This window comes from Lacinutrix sp., assembly GCF_029238095.1.
Taxonomy (GTDB): domain Bacteria; phylum Bacteroidota; class Bacteroidia; order Flavobacteriales; family Flavobacteriaceae; genus Lacinutrix.
Genome location: NZ_JAQWGS010000027.1, coordinates 1 through 20,404, shown reverse-complemented (window position 1 = coordinate 20,404; position 20,404 = coordinate 1). Strand labels below are relative to the sequence as shown.

28 protein-coding genes and 1 pseudogene are annotated in these 20,404 nt (G+C 34.4%); 25 read left to right on the top strand and 4 right to left on the bottom strand.

From position 1 onward, the window contains the following. The 4 genes from P8H50_RS09585 to P8H50_RS09570 form a co-directional block, all read right to left on the bottom strand. Complete coding sequence (locus tag P8H50_RS09585; RefSeq protein ID WP_300208323.1) at nucleotides 1-852, bottom strand: hypothetical protein; 852 nt, start codon at nucleotides 850-852, stop codon at nucleotides 1-3. Between the two features lie 35 nt (nucleotides 853-887). Then, on the bottom strand, nucleotides 888-2,417 hold the full coding sequence (locus P8H50_RS09580) for a SusD/RagB family nutrient-binding outer membrane lipoprotein (protein WP_300208320.1): 1,530 nt from the start codon (nucleotides 2,415-2,417) through the stop codon (nucleotides 888-890). A gap of 11 nt (nucleotides 2,418-2,428) precedes the next feature. Next, on the bottom strand, nucleotides 2,429-5,518 hold the full coding sequence (locus P8H50_RS09575; RefSeq protein WP_300208316.1) for a SusC/RagA family TonB-linked outer membrane protein: 3,090 nt from the start codon (nucleotides 5,516-5,518) through the stop codon (nucleotides 2,429-2,431). Between the two features lie 119 nt (nucleotides 5,519-5,637). Further along, nucleotides 5,638-7,284: a POTRA domain-containing protein gene (locus tag P8H50_RS09570; RefSeq protein WP_300208314.1), complete on the bottom strand. Its 1,647-nt coding sequence runs from the start codon at nucleotides 7,282-7,284 to the stop codon at nucleotides 5,638-5,640. A 233-nt stretch (nucleotides 7,285-7,517) separates the two neighbouring features. Between P8H50_RS09570 and rpsL the strand changes: the two genes are divergently transcribed. From rpsL to P8H50_RS09445, 25 genes and pseudogenes are all read left to right on the top strand, one after another. After that, entirely contained in the window at nucleotides 7,518-7,892 is a 375-nt protein-coding gene (gene rpsL, locus P8H50_RS09565; protein WP_013869047.1) for a 30S ribosomal protein S12, read from the top strand. 23 nt (nucleotides 7,893-7,915) lie between these two features. After that, the gene (gene rpsG / locus P8H50_RS09560) at nucleotides 7,916-8,392 is read left to right on the top strand and encodes a 30S ribosomal protein S7 (RefSeq protein WP_267678212.1); all 477 of its coding nucleotides are present in this window, start codon (nucleotides 7,916-7,918) and stop codon (nucleotides 8,390-8,392) included. A 6-nt stretch (nucleotides 8,393-8,398) separates the two neighbouring features. Beyond that, complete coding sequence (gene fusA / locus P8H50_RS09555; RefSeq protein WP_300208309.1) at nucleotides 8,399-10,525, top strand: elongation factor G; 2,127 nt, start codon at nucleotides 8,399-8,401, stop codon at nucleotides 10,523-10,525. A 13-nt stretch (nucleotides 10,526-10,538) separates the two neighbouring features. Continuing rightward, a complete protein-coding gene (rpsJ, locus tag P8H50_RS09550; protein WP_007650482.1) occupies nucleotides 10,539-10,844 on the top strand; it encodes a 30S ribosomal protein S10 in 306 nt (101 codons plus the stop codon). Nucleotides 10,845-10,968: 124 nt separating this feature from the next. Next, complete coding sequence (rplC, locus tag P8H50_RS09545) at nucleotides 10,969-11,586, top strand: 50S ribosomal protein L3 (RefSeq protein ID WP_300208306.1); 618 nt, start codon at nucleotides 10,969-10,971, stop codon at nucleotides 11,584-11,586. Beyond that, the gene (gene rplD / locus P8H50_RS09540) at nucleotides 11,586-12,215 is read left to right on the top strand and encodes a 50S ribosomal protein L4 (protein WP_300208304.1); all 630 of its coding nucleotides are present in this window, start codon (nucleotides 11,586-11,588) and stop codon (nucleotides 12,213-12,215) included. Before rplC ends, rplD begins: the two co-directional genes overlap by 1 nt. An 8-nt stretch (nucleotides 12,216-12,223) precedes the next feature. Beyond that, entirely contained in the window at nucleotides 12,224-12,514 is a 291-nt protein-coding gene (gene rplW / locus P8H50_RS09535; protein ID WP_300208301.1) for a 50S ribosomal protein L23, read from the top strand. Between the two features lie 11 nt (nucleotides 12,515-12,525). Next, nucleotides 12,526-13,350: a 50S ribosomal protein L2 gene (gene rplB, locus P8H50_RS09530; RefSeq protein ID WP_300208298.1), complete on the top strand. Its 825-nt coding sequence runs from the start codon at nucleotides 12,526-12,528 to the stop codon at nucleotides 13,348-13,350. A gap of 3 nt (nucleotides 13,351-13,353) precedes the next feature. Continuing rightward, nucleotides 13,354-13,632: a 30S ribosomal protein S19 gene (gene rpsS / locus P8H50_RS09525; RefSeq protein ID WP_290696415.1), complete on the top strand. Its 279-nt coding sequence runs from the start codon at nucleotides 13,354-13,356 to the stop codon at nucleotides 13,630-13,632. Nucleotides 13,633-13,638: 6 nt separating this feature from the next. Beyond that, complete coding sequence (gene rplV / locus P8H50_RS09520; protein WP_300208294.1) at nucleotides 13,639-14,046, top strand: 50S ribosomal protein L22; 408 nt, start codon at nucleotides 13,639-13,641, stop codon at nucleotides 14,044-14,046. Nucleotides 14,047-14,053: 7 nt separating this feature from the next. Beyond that, nucleotides 14,054-14,776 carry a 30S ribosomal protein S3 gene (rpsC, locus tag P8H50_RS09515; protein ID WP_300208292.1) on the top strand — a complete coding sequence of 241 codons (723 nt, stop codon included), beginning with the start codon at nucleotides 14,054-14,056 and terminating at the stop codon, nucleotides 14,774-14,776. Between the two features lie 20 nt (nucleotides 14,777-14,796). Next, a complete protein-coding gene (gene rplP / locus P8H50_RS09510; RefSeq protein WP_300208289.1) occupies nucleotides 14,797-15,216 on the top strand; it encodes a 50S ribosomal protein L16 in 420 nt (139 codons plus the stop codon). 13 nt (nucleotides 15,217-15,229) lie between these two features. Beyond that, nucleotides 15,230-15,421, top strand: a complete 192-nt coding sequence (rpmC, locus tag P8H50_RS09505) for a 50S ribosomal protein L29 (protein WP_300208286.1) — start codon at nucleotides 15,230-15,232, stop codon at nucleotides 15,419-15,421. 12 nt (nucleotides 15,422-15,433) lie between these two features. Then, on the top strand, nucleotides 15,434-15,691 hold the full coding sequence (gene rpsQ, locus P8H50_RS09500) for a 30S ribosomal protein S17 (RefSeq protein ID WP_013869035.1): 258 nt from the start codon (nucleotides 15,434-15,436) through the stop codon (nucleotides 15,689-15,691). A gap of 2 nt (nucleotides 15,692-15,693) precedes the next feature. Continuing rightward, on the top strand, nucleotides 15,694-16,062 hold the full coding sequence (gene rplN / locus P8H50_RS09495) for a 50S ribosomal protein L14 (RefSeq protein WP_300208283.1): 369 nt from the start codon (nucleotides 15,694-15,696) through the stop codon (nucleotides 16,060-16,062). A gap of 14 nt (nucleotides 16,063-16,076) precedes the next feature. Continuing rightward, the gene (gene rplX, locus P8H50_RS09490) at nucleotides 16,077-16,388 is read left to right on the top strand and encodes a 50S ribosomal protein L24 (RefSeq protein ID WP_300208280.1); all 312 of its coding nucleotides are present in this window, start codon (nucleotides 16,077-16,079) and stop codon (nucleotides 16,386-16,388) included. A 2-nt stretch (nucleotides 16,389-16,390) separates the two neighbouring features. After that, nucleotides 16,391-16,942, top strand: a complete 552-nt coding sequence (gene rplE / locus P8H50_RS09485; RefSeq protein ID WP_300208278.1) for a 50S ribosomal protein L5 — start codon at nucleotides 16,391-16,393, stop codon at nucleotides 16,940-16,942. Between the two features lie 2 nt (nucleotides 16,943-16,944). Beyond that, nucleotides 16,945-17,214: a 30S ribosomal protein S14 gene (gene rpsN / locus P8H50_RS09480; RefSeq protein ID WP_271476196.1), complete on the top strand. Its 270-nt coding sequence runs from the start codon at nucleotides 16,945-16,947 to the stop codon at nucleotides 17,212-17,214. An 80-nt stretch (nucleotides 17,215-17,294) separates the two neighbouring features. After that, nucleotides 17,295-17,693, top strand: a complete 399-nt coding sequence (gene rpsH / locus P8H50_RS09475) for a 30S ribosomal protein S8 (RefSeq protein ID WP_271476197.1) — start codon at nucleotides 17,295-17,297, stop codon at nucleotides 17,691-17,693. Nucleotides 17,694-17,705: 12 nt separating this feature from the next. After that, nucleotides 17,706-18,248, top strand: coding sequence for a 50S ribosomal protein L6 (rplF, locus tag P8H50_RS09470; RefSeq protein ID WP_271476198.1), 543 nt, complete (start codon nucleotides 17,706-17,708; stop codon nucleotides 18,246-18,248). 10 nt (nucleotides 18,249-18,258) lie between these two features. Beyond that, complete coding sequence (gene rplR / locus P8H50_RS09465) at nucleotides 18,259-18,615, top strand: 50S ribosomal protein L18 (protein ID WP_300208274.1); 357 nt, start codon at nucleotides 18,259-18,261, stop codon at nucleotides 18,613-18,615. A gap of 6 nt (nucleotides 18,616-18,621) precedes the next feature. Further along, entirely contained in the window at nucleotides 18,622-19,146 is a 525-nt protein-coding gene (gene rpsE, locus P8H50_RS09460) for a 30S ribosomal protein S5 (protein ID WP_271476200.1), read from the top strand. 12 nt (nucleotides 19,147-19,158) lie between these two features. Then, nucleotides 19,159-19,338 carry a 50S ribosomal protein L30 gene (rpmD, locus tag P8H50_RS09455; RefSeq protein ID WP_300208271.1) on the top strand — a complete coding sequence of 60 codons (180 nt, stop codon included), beginning with the start codon at nucleotides 19,159-19,161 and terminating at the stop codon, nucleotides 19,336-19,338. A gap of 16 nt (nucleotides 19,339-19,354) precedes the next feature. Continuing rightward, a complete protein-coding gene (gene rplO, locus P8H50_RS09450; RefSeq protein WP_295832507.1) occupies nucleotides 19,355-19,807 on the top strand; it encodes a 50S ribosomal protein L15 in 453 nt (150 codons plus the stop codon). A gap of 10 nt (nucleotides 19,808-19,817) precedes the next feature. Next, a pseudogene (locus P8H50_RS09445) lies at nucleotides 19,818-20,404 on the top strand (preprotein translocase subunit SecY); the annotation flags it as partial.

Genomic DNA, 20,404 nt, shown 5'->3' with positions numbered 1-20,404 from the left:
TTATAGTTTTGTATAAGTATCTACGTGATCCAAGTTACCAGCAGAGAATGTAATTTCATACGATAAAGTGAAACTTCCTGTAGCTGGATCTACTTGTCCATCAGGACCTGCTAAATTTGTTCCTGTAACTTGGTTAGAATAAAACTCCATTAAATTTTGAGCATCAATATTCAAGTCTCCACAAACATCTGTAAATGTTAATCCATGATCAGGTGGAGGTAATTGACCATCAGCCCAAGGACCAGTAGTTCTAGTTTTTAATGTGTTTGGAGCTACAAGTCTAAGGTCTTTAACACCTTGATTTACAGTCACACCATCTTCTCTTACAGAAACAACATTATAATTAAAGTTATTTAATGCAGATTGACATCCAACAAAAGTTATTCTTAATTGGTTACCCAATGCAGAAATTACAGCAGGAGCACCTGTTACAGAATCTAAGTTTAAAATTAATTCTGTTGGTACGTTTGGATCTAGTCCTCCTGTATTAACTAATAGTGGAAATTGTGCAAAACTACCACCTGCAGGAATCGTAACTGTACCTGAAGTATCTACAAAATCAAATTCTTGACCTTCAACAGCAGATGATGCTGGATCGATACTATAGTTAATAGTTAAATCACTGTTTAAGTTTCCATCAAAACCTCCTAAGAAGTTTATTGGGAATTCTTGTTGAATTGCTCCAACATCCTCGAAATAACTCAATAAAGCTGTTCCGTTTGTAAATCCAACTAGATAGTTAGATTCACCAAAAGCGTTTAAATTATCCTCTCCAGTAGAATCATCTACTATACAAGAGAAATTTAGAGTAGCTAATGCTACTGCGCATAATACTATTTTTAATTTTTTCATTTTTTTCATTTTTCTATAATTTAACAATTTTTCTATTAATTAACATCCCAGAAAATCTTGTCACTAAATGCATCTGAAGTAGCCTGTGAAGGTACGTTTCCAGAGTTAGTTGAAAATTCTGATGCTGGGTAAAGTAATCTAACTGGTCTTGTTGGTCTTTCAGCGATAACAGATAATGGTACATCTGGGAATCCTGTTCTGTTGTAATCGATAAACGATTCAATAGCGTTGAAACCACAAAGTGCAATCCATTTCTGAGTCATGATAGCCTCAATTTTGTTAGAAGAACCATTCCATCCAATTCTATTTGCGTTTTGTGATGCTAAAATGTAAGCTGCAGCATCACCTGGATTTCCTAGTAAATTAAATGATGCAGTAATTCCTGCTTCAAACATAGCTTTAGCATCTCCTGAGATATAACCTCTTTCAATAGCTTCCGCTTGTAAGAAGAAACTTTCAGAAGCTGTAAAGATATAACTGTCTTGATCAAATCCTCTTAATAATCCTGGTCCAGGCTCTGAAAGATCTGTAGGAGCTTGACTATTTTCAGCACCTTGAACTACACCTGTAACACCATTTCCTGGTACTCCTGATGCAGGATCAAAGAAACGCTCTAATCTAGTATCGTTAACTCCTGTTCCTGGTAAAGAACCTACATTGAAATTTGCATCTGTTTGGTTATCACCTTTTAAGAATTTTTCAAAATACTCTGATGGTACAATAAAGTCACGATCAAAAGTAGGATTTCCTGCTACATCAAAACCATAGTTTGCCCAAAAAGGGTTTAATCTATTAGCTTCGTTTACATAACCTGGGTTTAAAGTAGCGTCTGTAGTTACAAAATTGTTATCTAAAGAAGCGAATTCAGTTGCTAAGTAAGTAGCTGTTTCTCCTCCCATTTCAGATTGACGTAATAAGATTCTTAATTTTAATGTATTTGCTACTTGAGCCCATCCATTTAAATCACCTTGGAATACAGTATCTTCTGTTCCAACTGGTAAATAATCACCAGAGTTAGCAAAAGTATCTAATGCTAAGTTGATATCTTCAACTAAAGCTCTGTATACAGTTTGAGCATCATCATAAGCTGGTGTTAATACTTCTCCACCTTGTAAAGCTTGAGAGTATGGTGCATCTCCATAAAGATCAATTATATATTGGAAGTAGTAAGACTTCAATATTCTTGATATTGCTTTATGGTTACTATATTCATCACCAGGAGTAGCTATAATCGCTTGGTAAGTTCCCATACCTCTGTATAGGTTTTGCCAAATTGATGTATAAAAATTCTGTGTGATGTTTAATCTGAATTCATCTTGAAAACCACCAGTTACATTATTAATATCACCAGCCCATTGGTTCATAAATATACTACCTAATTCACTAGTAGTTACTTCAAATTGTGCTCTTGGTGCCTGAATGGCTCCAGCTAAGAGTAAATCTGGACTTACTAAGTCTGTTGTAAAGTTTACTTCAGATTCGTTGATATCTAAAGAACTCTCACAAGAATTAAACGCTGCTCCTATAAAAAGCAATGCAATTCCTATTTTAAAATATTTTTTCATAATTATTTTTTTTAAAAAGTTAAGTTTAATCCTAAACCAAATGTTCTTGTTGGAGGATAGTTACCAGCTTGCGTAGTAATACCTTGTGCGTTACCTGTAGAGAATCCTGATTCTGGATCATTGTACCCTCTATTTTCAGCTGGTAAAACCACAAAAGGGTTTCTAGCTGTAGCACTTATTCTTAAACCTGAGATAAAAGTATTTTTAAGATAGTCTTTGTTTAAGTCATAACTTAATGATAATTCTCTAACCTTAAATGCAGTTGCATCTAATACGTGGTTTTCACCAACTCCTCTATAATTACCAAAGAAGTTAATGTATGCACCAGCGTTTGGTCCTGCTGAAGGCACACTAGTGTTAGCTTCAAATACTCCTGGAGAAGTTTCGATAGCAGAGTTAGGGAATATAAATTGACCACGACCACCTTGAGCTGTTTCAACAGCGTGACCTGACCATGTTAAGTTAGATTTAGTATCTGAATAAAATACATGTCCTGTTCTATAATCCATAGTCGCCTGTAAAGACCAGTTTTTATAGTTAAAAGCAGTATTTAAGTTTACAGTATGTCTTGGTGTTGTTCTACCAGCGATTTTAAGACCTGAAGCTTCAATTGGATTACCACTTGTTGGGTCAATTAAAACACGACCTTGAGGATCTCTTTCGTAGTAGTTAGTCTGAATTACTGGGAAAGCTTCACCTTTAATTGCGAATACTTCAGCATATCCTGTAAAACCACCAAGTGATACTTGATCAGCTTGATCTGTAACTTTAGTCACTTCGTTGTTTGTAGTAGAGTAACCTACGTTTACATTCCATTGGATATCATCAGTTTTAATTACTTTAATACCTAAATCAACCTCAAACGCTGTACCTGTTGTTTCAGCAACGTTTACAGTAGCTCTAGAGATTCCAGAAGCTGCAGAAGCTGCAACACTTGTAATTTGGTCTGTACCTGTAAATGAAGAGTAACTTGCATCGATTGTTAATCTATCTTTAAACATTCCAACATTAGCACCAACTTCAAAAGTTGTTAAGAATTCAGGATTAATTAAAGGATCTGTAATAGTTTGATCTACTACAAATGAGTTTTGACCACCAAATGGGAACCCACCTGCTGTATTAACAAATTGCTGAATAGCATATGTTCCAACTCCACCAGCATTACCTACTTTTACGTAAGCTGCAGTTAACTTCATGTAATTTAATACATCACTCTTCATACCTTCAAAAGCCTTTGTTGGTAAGAATGAAGCACTCACACTTGGGTAAAAGAAAGATTGTTTAGATTTCGCTAATCTTGAAGACCAATCATTTCTACCTGTAACTGTTACAAATAAGAAATCTTTATATCCAAAATCTAAGTTAGCAAATGCAGAAATAGTTGCAGAACTTGCTCTTGTATCTCCACTAAACGCATCATCAACACCATTATTTAAGTTACCTGCAGTATATATCCCAGGAACTGTTAAATCTTGACCACCTACTGTTGTAGAACTGTTTTTGAAATATTGATTGTTTAAACCAATGTTAGCTCCAAATGTTACATCTTCTGTTAAATCGTAGTCTAAGTTTACAAAGAAATCTGTATAGTAAGTACTCTGTCTAAAGTTCTGGAAACTAAAGTTAGAAATTAAAGATCTGTTTGCTCCAGTGTCATCAATAATATTTTGTGGCTCATCATAAGCATTTTGGAACGATAAAGAATTTCCTTCAAAAACACGAGCATTACTTAATAACTTAAATGAAATATTGTCGTTAACTTTGTAACCTAAGTCACCTTGTAAACTAATGTTATTGTTTTCTCCTTTTGATCTTTGGTTTTGTAAATTCCAGTAAGGATTAGTATAATATGCATTCCAGTGTCCTTCGTTTCCAGAGTTTTCAAAGCTTTGGATAGGAATGTTAGTTGCAGATTGTAATAATTGAGTGTATAAATCACCATTATGTCGCTCTACTGTAGTGTTAGTATAAACCACATTACCACCTGCAGTCCAGTTTCCTGCAGTTTTGCCTGCTCTTAACGTAAAAGTATTTCTTTTTCTTTTGTCATCTTTAACAACAAATTCAGTTTTTACATTTCTTGCTCCTAGCGTAATGTAACCATCAGCACCACCAGAAGAAACAGAAATAGAATTTTGTTTTGTTAAACCTGTTTGAAAGAATTCTTTCATGTGATCTGCTCCTCTTGATTCGTAAGGTGCTGTAATAAAAGTGCCATCTGCTTGAGGTAATCCAACAGGAACAACTTGTCCGTCAAATTCTGGTCCCCATCCACCATTTTCATATATTACATTTTCAAATCCATTACCTAAATCCCATCCTTGACCGTATCTTGTTTGTTTTTCTGGAACGAATGCTACAGTTTCAAAGTCTAGAGAAGAGTTAACTTGAACAGTCATCTTTTCTCCTTTAGTAGTCGTTTTGGTAGTAACAACAATTACACCATTTGATCCTTGTGAACCATACAATGCAGATCCTGCAGCACCTTTAATAACGTTTACTGTTTCAATTTGATTTGGATCTAATGCATTTAATATTCCAGTTGTAGAAATTGCACCATCTATAACTACCAATGCTTGGTTGTTACCTGAGATAGAACGGTTACCACGAAGTACAATTCTAGTTCCACCAGAAACACCATTAGAGTTTTCAGTAATTGTTAAACCAGAAACTTTACCAGATAAACTGTTAACAACACTTGGGTTGTTAGCTTTAACTAGTTCTTCAGTTTTTACTTCTTGGTAAACTGTTGTAATTTCATCTTTCTTTCTCTTGATACCAAGAGCTGTAATCACAACTTCTTCTAGTTGGTTCTCTAACATTGTAAAACTAATGTTGCTTTCCGCACCAACAGTTTTTTCAACAGTGTTACCAACGTAAGAGAAGACAAGTACATCTCCAGTTTTCGCTGAAATTGAATAATTACCGTCAAAATCTGTTGTCGTACCATTACTAGTATCTTTAACAACTACATTTACTCCAGGTAGCGGTAAGTTGTCTCCATCGGAGATTGTACCTGAAATTGTTTTTCCTTGTGCGAACGAGAGTTGCACAACAAACGCTAGTAATAGCGTTAAAATTCCACTAAACTTTGTTTTCATTTTATATTTTATTTGAATTAGTCTTTGCCAAAAATCATAATAAAAAGTTAATTAAACAATAAATTTTGGTTAAAATTTCAATTTTTTTTCAAAAAAAAACTTTTTCGAACTATTTAAAATTAGAAAATAGATACTAAACTTAAGTGAATTTTACTGTTTGAAAACTTAAAACTTTGCTCTTCTGTTTTCCCATTTGCAAAGTTAAATCTTAATAAACCAGCCTTTGTTAATATTCCAAAACCAACTCCAAAACCGTAGAGATTTTCTTTTGTTTCAATTATTCTATTTTCAAAATTAGCGAAATCTATTATTGAGTGCGCATATATACTTTTGCTTAATTGATATCTGTATTCTGTATTAAGTACAATGTACTGATTAGCCGCAATACTGTTTTCTTGGAATCCTCTAATGGAGTTAATGCCGCCAAACCTAAAGAGTTCGTTGTCTAAATATGAACTAGAATTTATTAACGACCCAGTTATTCTTGTGTAAAAGCTGTTTTTGTTATTTAATTGAAAGACATGAAAAGCATCTAGATTTATTCTGTTTTGCTTTTCTTTATTATTTTTTGTTTGTCTTTCTCCTAAACCATATTCCAAATTAAAACTGCTTTTCAATTGAAAAATGGTTTTAAAGTTCTGTCTATTGTTATAGGTATATTTTATGTTGTATAAATTGCTTTTGTAATCTGAAACTAAAGAAAGGGAGTTTATTTCAACATCTAGTAAGTTATTAGATTCCACACTTTCAATTCCGACATAAATCCTGTTTTTTGAATTTATTTGATAAAAAACACTAGCTTTTTGATTTACAGTTGTGAATGTGCTGTCCCTTTTTAAAATATTTAACGATAATTCTGTACCAATCGGTGAAGAGAATATGTAAGGAAGGTTTAGGTTAACTTCAAAGTTTTTTTGTTCACTTTCATCACTCTTATACATTAACCTAAAAGATTCACCATAATTAAAATTATTATTGAGTTCTAAATTTAAATAACCGTTAAAATCTAGCTTATTTGTTTCTTCATTTGTGCTAAAACCTAAAAAACCATCAAAAGTATTACTTTGGGATTTTTGAAGGTATATGTATAATGTAGTGGAATCTTTGCTGAATAATACTTCAGGATTTTTTGTTTGTTCTGCGAATCGTAAATTATTTAAGTTATCCATCTTTCTTTTAATTGATTCTATATTAAAAGTTTTTTCTGGCTTTATTTTTAAAAACCGATTTAAAAATGATTTTGGGAATTTTTCGTAACCTTTAATTACAACTTTGTCTAAACGGCGTTTTTTTTTATCTTTAACAATAATAAGATTTGCTGTCAAAGTTTTACTATCTTTTATTTTGAGTTCTGAAAGTTTAATTTTTGTAAAAGGAAATCCGTTGTTTACTATTTTTAGGTTTATAAACTTTAAGGTTTCTTCTAATTTGTTTAAAGGAACTGAGAATTGTTTGTTTGAGCTCTTTTCTGTAATGGTTTTAATTAAGTTTTTTTCAATTTCAGTATTATCATAACTAATATCAATGCTTTCATATTTATTGTTTAAGCTGAATTTAACCTGAAAAGAACTATCATTTATTTTTCTTGTAGAGTTTATTTCACTTTCAATATAGCCAGAATTGATTATTTTCTGTTGTAAGGAATCAATTTCGTTTTGGATAGAATTATAATCAGTATGGTTTTTTTTGTACTCATGTGTTTCTATAATTTTAGTCTCTTCATCATTTGCACCTATTACATTTAAATTTGTGTTCTGCGCTCTCAATGTAGAAGAACAAAAACAAGTTATTAATAAAAGAATGGATATGTATTTACACACGAATTTTAGGTATTATATAAGGTGTAAATCTAACGGAAAATCTAAAGATATAATATAGTTTAAAATAGAAATTTAAAAAACTATTGAAAATTAACGAATTAGGGTTTGGATTTAGAAAATTAATTTCTACATTTGCAGCCCTCTTAAAAGAGGTCAATTAAATTTATATATTAAAATATATGCCAACAATTTCACAATTAGTAAGAAAAGGAAGAGCCAAAATAACCAAGAAGAGTAAATCGGCTGCTTTAGATTCTTGTCCACAAAGACGTGGTGTGTGTACTCGTGTTTATACAACGACACCTAAAAAACCAAACTCAGCAATGCGTAAGGTTGCTAGGGTTCGTTTAACTAATGGTAACGAGGTGAATGCATACATTGGCGGTGAAGGACACAATCTACAAGAGCACTCGATAGTATTGGTTAGAGGTGGAAGGGTAAAAGATTTACCAGGAGTTAGATACCACATTGTTCGTGGAGCATTAGATACCGCAGGTGTCGATGGTCGTACACAACGTAGATCTAAGTATGGTGCAAAACGCCCTAAGAAGTAATTTTAAAACTTTAAGAAGAAGACATGAGAAAAAGAGCAGCAAAAAAAAGACCGCTTTTACCAGATCCACGATTTAACGACCAGTTAGTAACACGTTTTGTTAATATGATGATGTGGGATGGAAAGAAGTCAGTAGCTTTCAAAGTATTTTACGATGCAATTGATATTGTAGAGTCAAAAAAAACAGATGAAGAAAAAACAGCTTTAGAGATATGGAAAGATGCATTATCTAACGTTATGCCTCACGTTGAAGTACGTAGTCGTAGAGTTGGTGGAGCAACATTTCAAATTCCTAACCCAATACGTGCAGACCGTAAGGTTTCTACTGCAATGAAATGGCTTATTAGTTACTCAAGAAAGAGAAACGAAAAATCTATGGCGCAACGTCTAGCATCAGAAGTTTTAGCAGCAGCTAAAGAAGAAGGAGCTGCAGTTAAGAAAAGAGTTGATACTCACAAAATGGCTGAAGCAAATAAAGCATTCTCTCACTTTAGATTTTAATAAGAAATGGCAAGAGATTTAAAATTCACAAGAAACATAGGAATCGCAGCTCATATTGATGCTGGTAAAACAACAACAACAGAGCGTGTCCTTTATTATACCGGAGTTTCACATAAAATTGGTGAAGTGCATGATGGTGCTGCAACAATGGACTGGATGGAGCAAGAGCAAGAACGTGGTATTACTATTACCTCTGCTGCTACAACTTGTACATGGAAATTTCCACTAGAAAACGCAGAGCCTACTCCAGATACAATGGATTATCATTTTAATATAATTGATACTCCTGGACACGTAGATTTTACTGTAGAAGTAAATAGATCTTTACGTGTATTAGATGGTTTGGTGTTTTTATTTAGTGCAGTAGATGGTGTTGAGCCACAATCTGAAACTAACTGGAGATTAGCAGATAACTATAAAGTACCTAGAATAGGTTTCGTTAATAAAATGGACCGTCAAGGATCAGACTTTTTAGGTGTTTGTCAACAAGTAAAAGATATGTTAAAGTCTAACGCGGTGCCAATCGTTTTAAATATTGGTGACGAAGAAGATTTTAAAGGTATTATAGATTTAGTAAAGAATCGCGCCATTATATGGCATGATGAAACTCAAGGAGCAACTTTCGATGTTATCGAAATCCCTGAGGATATGAAAGATGAAGCTCGTAAGTATCGTGCACTTTTAATTGAAGAAGTAGCCAGTTACGATGAGAATCTTTTAGAGAAATTTATGGAAGATGAAGATTCTATTACAGAAGAAGAAGTGCATGCTGCACTTAGAGCTGCTGTAATGGATATGGCAATTATTCCTATGATTTGTGGTTCTGCTTTTAAAAACAAAGGTGTTCAGTTCTTATTAGATGCTGTTTGTCGCTACTTACCTTCTCCAATGGATAAAGAGGGTATTAAAGGTATGAATCCAGATACTGAGAAAGAAGAATTGCGTAAACCAAGTGTAAACGAACCTTTCGCTGCATTAGCATTTAAAATTGCAACAGATCCATTTGTTGGTCGTCTAGCATTTTTTAGAGCGTATTCTGGCCGTTTAGATGCAGGATCTTATGTGTTAAATAACCGTTCTGGAAAAAAAGAACGTATCTCACGTATTTATCAAATGCATGCTAACAAGCAAAACGCAATTGATTTCATAGAAGCTGGAGATATTGGAGCTGCTGTTGGATTTAAATCTATAAAAACAGGAGATACACTTACAGATGAAAAGCATCCTATTATTTTAGAATCTATGGACTTCCCTGATCCAGTAATTGGTATTGCGGTTGAACCTAAAACTAAAGCAGATGTTGATAAATTAGGTATTGGCTTAGCTAAGTTAGCTGAAGAGGATCCTACGTTTACTGTGCGTTCAGATGAAGCTTCAGGACAGACTATTATTTCTGGAATGGGTGAGTTACATTTAGATGTAATTGTTGATCGTTTAAGAAGAGAATTTAAAGTTGAGGTTAACCAAGGTCAGCCTCAAGTTGAATATAAAGAAGCTATTACTGCTTCTGCAGATCATAGAGAGGTTTATAAAAAACAATCTGGTGGTCGTGGTAAATTTGCCGATATCGTATTTACGGTAGAGCCTGCAGATGAAGGAGTAGTAGGTTTACAGTTTGAATCTGTAATTAAAGGTGGTAATGTTCCTAAAGAATTTATTCCTTCAATTGAAAAAGGATTTAAGCAAGCAATGATAAATGGACCATTAGCAGGTTACGAAATCGATTCTATGAAAGTGACTTTGAGAGATGGGTCTTACCACGATGTGGATTCTGATCAATTATCTTTTGAATTAGCTGCTAAGTTAGGATTTAAAAACTGTGCTAAAGCTGCGAAAGCAGTAATTATGGAACCTATTATGAAGCTTGAGGTAATCACTCCTGAAGAAAATATGGGTGATATCGTAGGTGATTTAAATAGAAGAAGAGGTATGATGGAAGGTATGGGTGATAGAGCTGGTGCAAAAACCGTTAAAGCTACCGTGCCACTTTCTGAAATGTTCGGTTATGTTACAACATTAAGAACATTATCTTCAGGTCGTGCAACATCAACAATGGAATTTTCACACTATGCTGAAACTCCTTCTAATATTTCAGAAGAAGTAATAAAAGCAGCTAAAGGCGTAGAAGCTTAAAACTAAAAAGAAAATGAGTCAAAAAATTAGAATAAAATTAAAGTCTTACGATCACAATTTAGTTGACAAGTCTGCTGATAAGATTGTAAAAACAGTAAAAAGTACTGGTGCTGTAGTAACTGGGCCAATTCCTCTACCAACACACAAGAAAATTTTCACTGTATTACGTTCACCACACGTTAACAAGAAGTCTAGAGAACAATTTCAATTAAGCTCTTACAAGAGATTATTAGATATATACTCTTCATCTTCTAAAACAATTGATGCTCTTATGAAATTAGAGTTGCCAAGTGGTGTTGAAGTAGAAATCAAAGTTTAATTTTAAACTTTACATGTCCTAAGCTGCGCGCAAAGGAAAAACGGATAAAAATACAATTCAAGGCTGAAACGTATTTTCAGCCTTGAATATTTTTAATAAAAATAATAATAAATAAATAATAATTATGTCTGGGTTAATTGGAAAAAAAATCGGTATGACCAGCATTTTCGACGAAAACGGGAAAAATATTCCTTGTACAGTAATCGAAGCTGGACCATGTATCGTTACCCAAGTCAGAACTGAAGAAATTGATGGTTACAATGCTATTCAATTAGGTTTCGATGACGCGACAGAAAAAAGTGCTACTAAAGCGGACTTAGGTCACGCTAAAAAAGCAGGAACTTCTGTGAAACGCAAAATCGCCGAGTTTCAAGGTTTTGATGAGGAGTACAAATTAGGTGATGCAATCACTGTAGAACACTTCGCAGAAGGCGAATTTGTTGATGTTTCAGGAACATCAAAAGGAAAAGGATTTCAAGGTGTTGTAAAACGTCATGGTTTTGGTGGTGTAGGTCAAGCGACACACGGTCAGCATAACCGTTTAAGAGCGCCAGGATCTATTGGAGCTGCATCTTATCCTGCAAGAGTTTTCAAGGGAATGAAGATGGCAGGAAGAATGGGTGGAGACACTATTAAAGTTCAAAATTTAAGAGTTTTAAAAGTAGTTGCTGAAAAGAATCTACTTGTGGTTAAAGGATGTGTTCCTGGCCATAAAAACGCTTATGTAATTATTAGAAAATAATGAAAGTAGCAGTTTTAGATATAAACGGAAAAGAAACAGGCAGAAAGGCAGACCTTTCTAGCGATGTTTTTGCTATTGAGCCTAATAATCATGCAGTGTACTTGGATGTTAAACAATATTTAGCAAACCAAAGACAAGGTACTCACAAATCTAAAGAAAGAGCTGAGATTACTGGATCTACACGCAAGATTAAAAAGCAAAAAGGGACAGGTACAGCTAGAGCAGGTTCAATTAAGTCTGGAGTTTTTAGAGGTGGTGGTCGCATGTTCGGTCCAAGACCTAGAAACTACAGTTTTAAACTTAACAAAACACTTAAGAGATTAGCACGTAAATCAGCCTTTAGTATTAAAGCAAGTGAGAAAGCAATTGTTGTTTTAGAAGACTTCAGTTTCGACTCTCCAAAGACTAAAAATTTCACTAATATTTTGAAAGCTTTAGACTTACAAAACAAAAAATCACTCTTCGTGTTGGGTGCTTCAAATAATAATGTATATTTGTCGTCACGCAATTTAAAAGGCTCAGAAGTCGTAACTTCTTCAGAATTAAGTACTTATAAGATTTTGAATGCAAATCAAGTTATACTTTTAGAAAGCGCTTTAGAAGGAATTGTAACGAATTTAAGTAAATAAGAAACAAGATGAGTATCTTAATTAAACCTATAATCACAGAAAAAGCAACAGCAAACAGTGAATCAAACAATTGTTTCAGCTTCTTCGTGAAGACAAAGGCGAACAAGGTAGAAATTAAAAAAGCGGTTGAGGCTGCTTATGGAGTTTCTGTAGAAAAAGTTCGTACTATTAATGTCCGTCCAGATAGAAGTACCAAGTTTACAAAAACAGGTATTCAACATGGTAAAACAAATGCAATGAAAAAAGCAATTGTACAACTGGCGGAAGGTGAGATAATTGATTTATACACTAACATGTAATTAAAAGACAAATGTCAGTAAGAAAATTAAAACCAATCACACCAGGACAGCGATTTAGAGTTGTAAATGGATTTGACGCCATTACAACTGATAAGCCGGAGAAAAGTTTATTAGCTCCGAAAAAACGTTCAGGTGGTAGAAACAGTCAAGGTCGTATGACTATGCGCTACAAAGGTGGTGGTCATAAGAAAAGGTATCGTATTATGGATTTTAAGAGAACTAAAGCAGGTATTCCAGCTGAAGTGGCCTCAATTCAATACGATCCAAATCGTACAGCGTTTATCGCATTATTAAATTACCAAGATGGTGAGAAAACTTATGTCATCGCTCAAAATGGGATGCAAGTAGGTCAAACTGTTGTTTCAGGTGAAAATGTTGCTCCAGAAATTGGAAACGCAATGCCTTTAGCAAATATTCCATTAGGTACAATTATTTCTTGTATAGAGTTACGTCCAGGTCAAGGAGCTGTTATGGCTCGTAGTGCTGGTGCGTTTGCTCAGTTAATGGCAAGAGATGGTAAATTTGCAACCGTAAAATTACCTTCAGGTGAAACAAGATTAATTTTGGTTACTTGTATGGCTACAATCGGAGTAGTATCTAATTCAGATCACCAACTACTAGTATCAGGTAAAGCAGGTAGATCTAGATGGTTAGGTAGAAGACCAAGAACTAGACCAGTAGTAATGAATCCAGTCGATCATCCAATGGGTGGTGGTGAAGGTAAATCTTCTGGTGGACACCCTCGTTCAAGAAATGGTATTCCAGCTAAAGGATTTAGAACACGTTCTAAAACTAAAGCGAGTAATAAATATATTGTTGAACGTAGAAAAAAATAAGACATGGCAAGATCATTAAAAAAAGGACCTTACGTTCATTACAAACTAGAGAAAAAAGTTGCAACTAACGTTGAAACTAACAAGAAAACTGTTATCAAAACTTGGTCTAGAGCAAGTATGATTACTCCAGACTTTGTTGGACAAACAATAGCTGTACACAATGGACGTCAATTTGTTCCAGTATATGTAACTGAGAATATGGTAGGTCATAAATTAGGAGAATTTTCACCAACAAGATCTTTTAGAGGTCATGCTGGTGCTAAAAACAAAGGTAAAAAGTAGTAAGCTATGGGAAGTCGTAAAAAACAAATGGCAGACGCTATTAAGGAAGGTAAAAAGCAAATTGCTTTTGCTAAACTTAATAACTGTCCTACATCACCGAGAAAAATGCGTTTAGTAGCCGATTTAGTAAGAGGTGAACGCGTAGAAAAAGCACTTAACATATTAAAGTTTAGTTCTAAAGAAGCATCAAAACGTTTAGAAACGTTGTTAGTTTCTGCTATTGCAAACTGGCAATCTAAAAACGAAGATGCATCAATTGAGGAAGCAGAACTTTTTGTTAAAGAAATTAGAGTTGACGGAGGATCTATGTTAAAGAGATTACGTCCTGCACCTCAAGGTCGTGCACACAGAATAAGAAAACGTTCAAACCACGTAACAATCGTAGTTGGAGCTAATAATAATACACAAAGCTAAGATAGATATGGGACAAAAGACAAATCCAATCGGAAATCGCTTAGGAATTATCAGAGGATGGGAGTCTAACTGGTACGGAGGAAACGATTATGGTGATAAACTTGCCGAAGACGATAAGATCAGAAAATACGTTCACGCGCGTTTATCTAAAGCAAGTGTAAGTAGAGTAATTATTGAAAGAACTTTAAAACTTGTAACCGTTACTATCACTACTGCTAGACCTGGTATTATTATCGGAAAAGGTGGTCAAGAGGTAGACAAGTTAAAAGAAGAGCTTAAGAAAATTACTGGCAAAGAGGTTCAGATTAATATTTTTGAAATTAAAAGACCTGAACTAGATGCGTTTTTAGTAGGAACTAGTGTCGCTCGTCAAATTGAAAATAGAATTTCTTACAGACGTGCAATCAAGATGGCTATTGCTGCTACAATGCGTATGAATGCCGAAGGAATTAAAATCCAAATTAGTGGACGTTTAAATGGTGCTGAAATGGCGCGATCTGAACACTACAAAGAGGGACGTATTCCATTATCTACATTCAGAGCCGATATTGATTACGCTTTAGTTGAGGCGCATACTACATATGGTAGATTAGGTGTTAAAGTATGGATCATGAAAGGTGAAGTGTATGGTAAAAGAGAACTTTCTCCGCTTGTTGGATTATCTAAGAAGCAAGGAAAAGGTGCAAGAGGCGGAAGAGATAATAAGAATCAATCTCGTCGTAGAAAGTAATTTTTTAAAGAACAAGAAAAATGTTACAGCCTAAAAGAACAAAATTTCGTAAAATGCAAAAGGGACGTATGAAAGGAAACTCAGGTAGAGGTCACTTACTTTCAAACGGGACTTTTGGGATAAAATCACTAGACTCGAACTTTTTAACTTCGCGTCAAATAGAAGCAGCTCGTATTGCAGCTACTCGTTACATGAAAAGAGAAGGCCAACTTTGGATAAAAATATTTCCAGATAAACCTATCACAAAGAAACCTCTTGAAGTACGTATGGGTAAAGGTAAAGGTGCCGTAGAATATTGGGCAGCAGTTGTTAAACCAGGTAGAATACTTTTTGAAGTAGGAGGAGTGCCTCTGGACGTTGCAAAAGAAGCACTACGTTTAGCAGCACAAAAATTACCTGTAAAAACAAAGTTTTTAATCGCTAGAGATTACGAAGCATAATTTATTTGATATTATGAAACAATCAGAAATTAAAGAATTATCTGTAACTGAGTTACAAGAGAAACTCGGTGAGATAAAAAAGAGTTATTCAGACCTTAAAATGGCACATGCAATATCTCCTTTAGATAACCCAATCCAATTACGTTCTGTTAGAAGAGATGTAGCAAGATTGGCAACGGAATTAACTAAAAGAGAATTACAATAATTCTGCTGAAAGATGGAAAAAAGAAACTTAAGAAAAGAACGTATAGGTGTAGTTACTAGTAACAAAATGATGAAATCAATAGTTGTTGCCGAAGTAAAAAAAGTAAAACATCCTATGTACGGAAAATTCGTTTTAAAAACGAAAAAATACGTAGCACACGACGAAACAAACGACTGTAACATTGGTGATACAGTAAAGATCATGGAAACAAGGCCTTTATCTAAATCAAAATGTTGGAGATTAGTTGAAATAATTGAAAGAGCGAAGTAATTATGGTACAACAAGAATCAAGAATAAAAGTAGCAGATAACACTGGAGCAAAAGAAGTTTTGGTAATCCGTGTTTTAGGAGGTACTAAAAGAAGATACGCTTCTGTAGGTGACAAAGTTGTTGTTTCTGTTAAAGATGCAACACCTAATGGAAACATTAAGAAAAAAGCAGTCTCTACAGCAGTTGTTGTGCGTACTAAAAAAGAAGTAAGACGTCCGGATGGATCTTATATAAGATTCGATGATAATGCTTGTGTACTTTTAAACCCAACGGGTGAAATGAGAGGAACACGTGTATTTGGACCTGTTGCTAGAGAACTTCGTGATAAACAATTCATGAAAATTGTATCAATAGCACCAGAAGTGCTTTAATACATCAAGAAAAAATGACAAAGCTTAAAATAAAAACTGGAGATACTGTTCAAGTAATTGCTGGAGACCACAAAGGTTCAGAAGGTAAAGTACTTAAAGTATTGATAGAAAAGAACAAAGCCATCGTAGAGGGTGTGAACATGGTAAAGAAACACACTAAACCAAGTGCACAAAGTCCTCAAGGTGGTATCGTAGAGAAAGAAGCAGCTATCCATATTTCAAATTTATCATTATTAAATGGTAAAGGCGAAACTACTAGAGTAGGTTACAAAATGGATGGAGATAATAAATTGAGATTTTCTAAAAAATCTAATGAAGTAATTTAGTTATGGCTTACGTTGCAAGATTAAAACAAGAGTACAAGGACAAAGTTGTTCCTGCTCTTACAGAAGAATTTGGTTACAAGAATGTAATGCAAGTACCTAAACTCACCAAGATAGTAATATCTAGAGGTGTTGGTGCTGCTGTGGCAGATAAAAAATTAGTTGATCACGCTGTTGATGAATTAACAAAAATATCTGGTCAGAAAGCTATACATACTTTATCAAAGAAAGATGTCGCTTCATTTAAGTTACGAAAAGGTATGCCAATTGGCGCAATGGTAACTTTAAGAGGTGAGCAAATGTTTGAATTTTTAGATCGTTTAATCACATCTGCATTACCACGTGTTAGAGATTTCAACGGTATCAAAGCTACAGGTTTTGATGGTCGTGGAAACTACAATCTAGGTGTTGTAGAGCAAATTATTTTCCCAGAGATTGATATCGATAAGATTAACAGAATTTCTGGCATGGATATTACACTTGTTACAACTGCTGATACTGATAAAGAAGCAAAATCACTTTTAACAGAACTAGGATTACCTTTTAAAAAGAACTAATTATGGCAAAAGAATCAATGAAAGCCCGTGAGGTAAAGCGTGCAAAAACGGTTGCTAAATATGCTGCTAAACGTAAAGCTTTAAAAGAAGCTGGAGACTACGAAGCATTACAGAAGTTACCAAAAAATGCTTCACCAATTCGTCAACATAACCGTTGTAAACTTACAGGTAGACCAAAAGGTTATATGAGACAATTTGGTGTTTCTCGTGTTATGTTTAGAGAAATGGCTAATCAAGGCTTAATCCCAGGTGTCAAAAAGGCAAGTTGGTAATAATAAAGAATTATAAATAGGTTTTAGGTTTGGTGTAGAAGAGTTCTATTTCCAAAAACCGATACCGTAAATTAATAAATATGTATTCAGATCCAATAGCGGATTATCTTACGCGAGTTAGAAATGCAGTAAAAGCTAACCACAGAGTGGTTGAGATTCCTGCTTCTAACTTAAAGAAAGAGATGACTAAAATATTATTCGACCAAGGATATATTTTAAGTTACAAATTTGACGATTCTAATGTACAAGGAACAATCAAGATTGCTCTTAAGTACAACAAAGACACAAAAGAGTCTGTCATCAAAAAAATTCAAAGAATTAGTACACCAGGTTTACGTAAGTATGCTGGCGCCAACGAAATGCCAAGAATCTTAAATGGTTTAGGTATTGCAATTGTTTCTACCTCTCATGGAGTTATGACAGGGAAACAAGCGCAAAGAGAAAATGTTGGTGGTGAAGTATTATGTTACGTATACTAAAAACAGGAAGATATGTCAAGAATAGGTAAAAATCCAGTTTCAATTCCTGAAGGTGTAACAGTAGAAGTGAACAACGGCGTAATTACTGCAAAAGGTAAATTAGGCGAGTTAACTCAAGAATACACAGGTATTGATATTAAAATAGAAGACGCTACTATTACATTGGAGCGTCAGTCTGAAAAGAAAGAAGTCAAATCAAAGCATGGCTTGTATAGAGCCTTAATCGCTAATATGATTGAGGGTGTGTCTAAAGGATGGACTAAAGAATTAGAATTGGTTGGTGTGGGTTATAGAGCCTCTAACCAAGGACAAAAATTAGATTTAGCTCTAGGTTTTTCACACAATATAGTATTGGATATCGCTCCAGAAGTTAAAGTAGAAACAATTTCTGAAAAAGGTAAAAACCCAATAGTAAAGTTAACCTCGCACGACAAGCAATTAGTTGGTCAAGTAGCAGCTAAGATTCGCGGTTTCCGTAAGCCAGAGCCATACAAAGGTAAAGGTGTTAAGTTTGTTGGTGAAGAAATAAGAAGAAAAGCAGGTAAATCAGCTTAATAAATAGGTTATGGCATTAACAAAGAACGAAAGAAGACAAAGGATAAAAAACAGAATACGTAAGATTGTATCTGGTACTGAAGCTAGACCAAGATTATCTGTTTTTAGAAGTAATAAAGAAATTTATGCTCAAATCGTAGATGACGTGACTGGTAAAACTATCGCTGCTGCATCTTCAAGAGATAAAGATGTGAGTGGTGCAAAAGGTAATAAAACCGAAGTTGCTGCTTTAGTTGGTAAAGCAATTGCTGAAAGAGCATTAAAAGCTGGTATTGAGACTATCTCCTTTGATAGAGGTGGATACTTATACCACGGTAGAGTAAAATCATTAGCAGAAGGTGCTAGAGAAGCAGGACTTAAATTTTAAGACATTATGTATCAAAAATATAAAAACGCAGAGCTTGTAAAACCAGGAGGTTTAGATTTAAAAGATCGATTGGTAGGCGTACAACGTGTTACTAAAGTAACTAAAGGTGGTAGAGCATTTGGTTTTTCTGCTATTGTAGTAGTTGGTGATGAAGATGGTGTTGTAGGACATGGTTTAGGAAAGTCAAAAGACGTGGCTACAGCAATCGCTAAAGCAATTGAAGATGCTAAGAAAAACTTAGTTAGAATTCCTATTATCAAAGGAACATTACCACACGAACAAAAAGGTAAATTTGGTGGAGCTAGAGTAAACATTATTCCTGCTGCTCCAGGTACCGGTGTTATTGCTGGTGGTGCTGTAAGAACAGTTCTTGAAGCCGTAGGTGTACACGATGTATTATCTAAGTCTCAAGGATCATCTAACCCTCACAACGTAGTAAAAGCAACTTTTGACGCATTATTACAACTAAGAGATGCTGGTTCTATCGCTAAAGAAAGAGGTATTTCACTTGAAAAAGTATTTAACGGATAATCATTAGGACAGATGGCAAAGATTAAAGTAAAAAAAGTTAAAAGTGCAATCAACCGCACAAAAAGACAAAAGCTAACATTAGTAGCCCTAGGTCTTAAAAAGATTGGACAGGTTGTAGAGCATGATGCCACACCAAATATCCTTGGTATGGTTAAGAAAGTCGAACATTTAGTTTCCGTTGAGGAAGCTTAAAAAATATAACTTAACAATGGATTTAAGTAATTTAAAACCTGCAGAGGGTTCAGTAAAAAAACAAGGGAAACGCATTGGTCGTGGTCAAGGTTCTGGTAAAGGTGGTACTGCTACACGTGGTCACAAAGGAGCTAAGTCGCGTTCTGGTTATTCTAAGAAATTAGGATTCGAAGGTGGTCAAATGCCATTACAACGTCGTGTACCTAAGTTTGGTTTTACTAATATCAATCGAGTTGAGTACCAGGGTGTAAACTTGGATACCTTACAAGAGTTAGTAGAAACAAAGAAAATTAAAAATACTGTAGATTTTGAAACGCTAGTAGAATTAGGATTAGCTGGTAAAAACGAGCTTGTTAAAATTCTAGGAAGAGGCGAATTAAAAACAAAATTAACAGTAAAGGCTCATAAATTTACTGCGTCGGCAAAAGCTGCTATTGAAGCTGCTGGTGGTGAAGCTGTAACTTTATAAGATATATAGAATGAAAATAATAGATACATTAAAAAACGTCTGGAAAATTACAGAGCTCAAGGATAGAATAATATTAACTCTTGGGTTATTGTTAGTTTATCGTTTTGGAGCACAAGTAGTTTTACCAGGTATTGATGCTACTCAATTAGGTGGAATCCAAGAAACTACAGGTAGTGGTATTCTGGGATTATTGAATGCTTTTACTGGTGGTGCTTTTGCTAATGCTTCAGTATTTGCTTTAGGTATCATGCCTTATATCTCAGCTTCGATTGTAGTCCAGTTAATGGGGATAGCTATTCCGTATTTACAAAAACTACAGAAAGAAGGAGAGAGTGGTCGTAAAAAAATAAATCAAATTACACGCTGGTTAACTATTGGTATTTGTTTGGTACAAGCACCAGGTTACTTAGTAAGCTTACCTAGTCTAGGAATCCCTTCAAGTGCTTTTTTATTAGGTACCGGAGGTCTTTTTTACTTTTCTTCTATAGTTATATTAGTGACAGGTTGTGTTTTTGCAATGTGGTTAGGTGAGAAGATTACAGACAAAGGTATTGGTAATGGTATATCATTATTAATAATGGTTGGTATTATTGCTAC

Coding starts and splice junctions, on each gene's coding strand:
- rplW (WP_300208301.1), top strand. CDS start 12,224: ATGAGTATCTTAATTAAACCTATAATCACAGAAAAAGCAACAGCAAAC.
- rpsE (WP_271476200.1), top strand. CDS start 18,622: ATGTATCAAAAATATAAAAACGCAGAGCTTGTAAAACCAGGAGGTTTA.
- rplD (WP_300208304.1), top strand. CDS start 11,586: ATGAAAGTAGCAGTTTTAGATATAAACGGAAAAGAAACAGGCAGAAAG.
- rpmC (WP_300208286.1), top strand. CDS start 15,230: ATGAAACAATCAGAAATTAAAGAATTATCTGTAACTGAGTTACAAGAG.
- rplB (WP_300208298.1), top strand. CDS start 12,526: ATGTCAGTAAGAAAATTAAAACCAATCACACCAGGACAGCGATTTAGA.
- rplR (WP_300208274.1), top strand. CDS start 18,259: ATGGCATTAACAAAGAACGAAAGAAGACAAAGGATAAAAAACAGAATA.
- P8H50_RS09585 (WP_300208323.1), bottom strand. CDS start 852: ATGAAAAAATTAAAAATAGTATTATGCGCAGTAGCATTAGCTACTCTA.
- rplN (WP_300208283.1), top strand. CDS start 15,694: ATGGTACAACAAGAATCAAGAATAAAAGTAGCAGATAACACTGGAGCA.
- rplC (WP_300208306.1), top strand. CDS start 10,969: ATGTCTGGGTTAATTGGAAAAAAAATCGGTATGACCAGCATTTTCGAC.
- rpsH (WP_271476197.1), top strand. CDS start 17,295: ATGTATTCAGATCCAATAGCGGATTATCTTACGCGAGTTAGAAATGCA.
- rplO (WP_295832507.1), top strand. CDS start 19,355: ATGGATTTAAGTAATTTAAAACCTGCAGAGGGTTCAGTAAAAAAACAA.
- rplX (WP_300208280.1), top strand. CDS start 16,077: ATGACAAAGCTTAAAATAAAAACTGGAGATACTGTTCAAGTAATTGCT.
- P8H50_RS09580 (WP_300208320.1), bottom strand. CDS start 2,417: ATGAAAAAATATTTTAAAATAGGAATTGCATTGCTTTTTATAGGAGCA.
- rpsC (WP_300208292.1), top strand. CDS start 14,054: ATGGGACAAAAGACAAATCCAATCGGAAATCGCTTAGGAATTATCAGA.
- rpsL (WP_013869047.1), top strand. CDS start 7,518: ATGCCAACAATTTCACAATTAGTAAGAAAAGGAAGAGCCAAAATAACC.
- fusA (WP_300208309.1), top strand. CDS start 8,399: ATGGCAAGAGATTTAAAATTCACAAGAAACATAGGAATCGCAGCTCAT.
- rplP (WP_300208289.1), top strand. CDS start 14,797: ATGTTACAGCCTAAAAGAACAAAATTTCGTAAAATGCAAAAGGGACGT.
- rpmD (WP_300208271.1), top strand. CDS start 19,159: ATGGCAAAGATTAAAGTAAAAAAAGTTAAAAGTGCAATCAACCGCACA.
- rpsN (WP_271476196.1), top strand. CDS start 16,945: ATGGCAAAAGAATCAATGAAAGCCCGTGAGGTAAAGCGTGCAAAAACG.
- rpsS (WP_290696415.1), top strand. CDS start 13,354: ATGGCAAGATCATTAAAAAAAGGACCTTACGTTCATTACAAACTAGAG.
- rpsJ (WP_007650482.1), top strand. CDS start 10,539: ATGAGTCAAAAAATTAGAATAAAATTAAAGTCTTACGATCACAATTTA.
- rplF (WP_271476198.1), top strand. CDS start 17,706: ATGTCAAGAATAGGTAAAAATCCAGTTTCAATTCCTGAAGGTGTAACA.
- rpsG (WP_267678212.1), top strand. CDS start 7,916: ATGAGAAAAAGAGCAGCAAAAAAAAGACCGCTTTTACCAGATCCACGA.
- rplE (WP_300208278.1), top strand. CDS start 16,391: ATGGCTTACGTTGCAAGATTAAAACAAGAGTACAAGGACAAAGTTGTT.
- P8H50_RS09575 (WP_300208316.1), bottom strand. CDS start 5,518: ATGAAAACAAAGTTTAGTGGAATTTTAACGCTATTACTAGCGTTTGTT.
- rplV (WP_300208294.1), top strand. CDS start 13,639: ATGGGAAGTCGTAAAAAACAAATGGCAGACGCTATTAAGGAAGGTAAA.
- rpsQ (WP_013869035.1), top strand. CDS start 15,434: ATGGAAAAAAGAAACTTAAGAAAAGAACGTATAGGTGTAGTTACTAGT.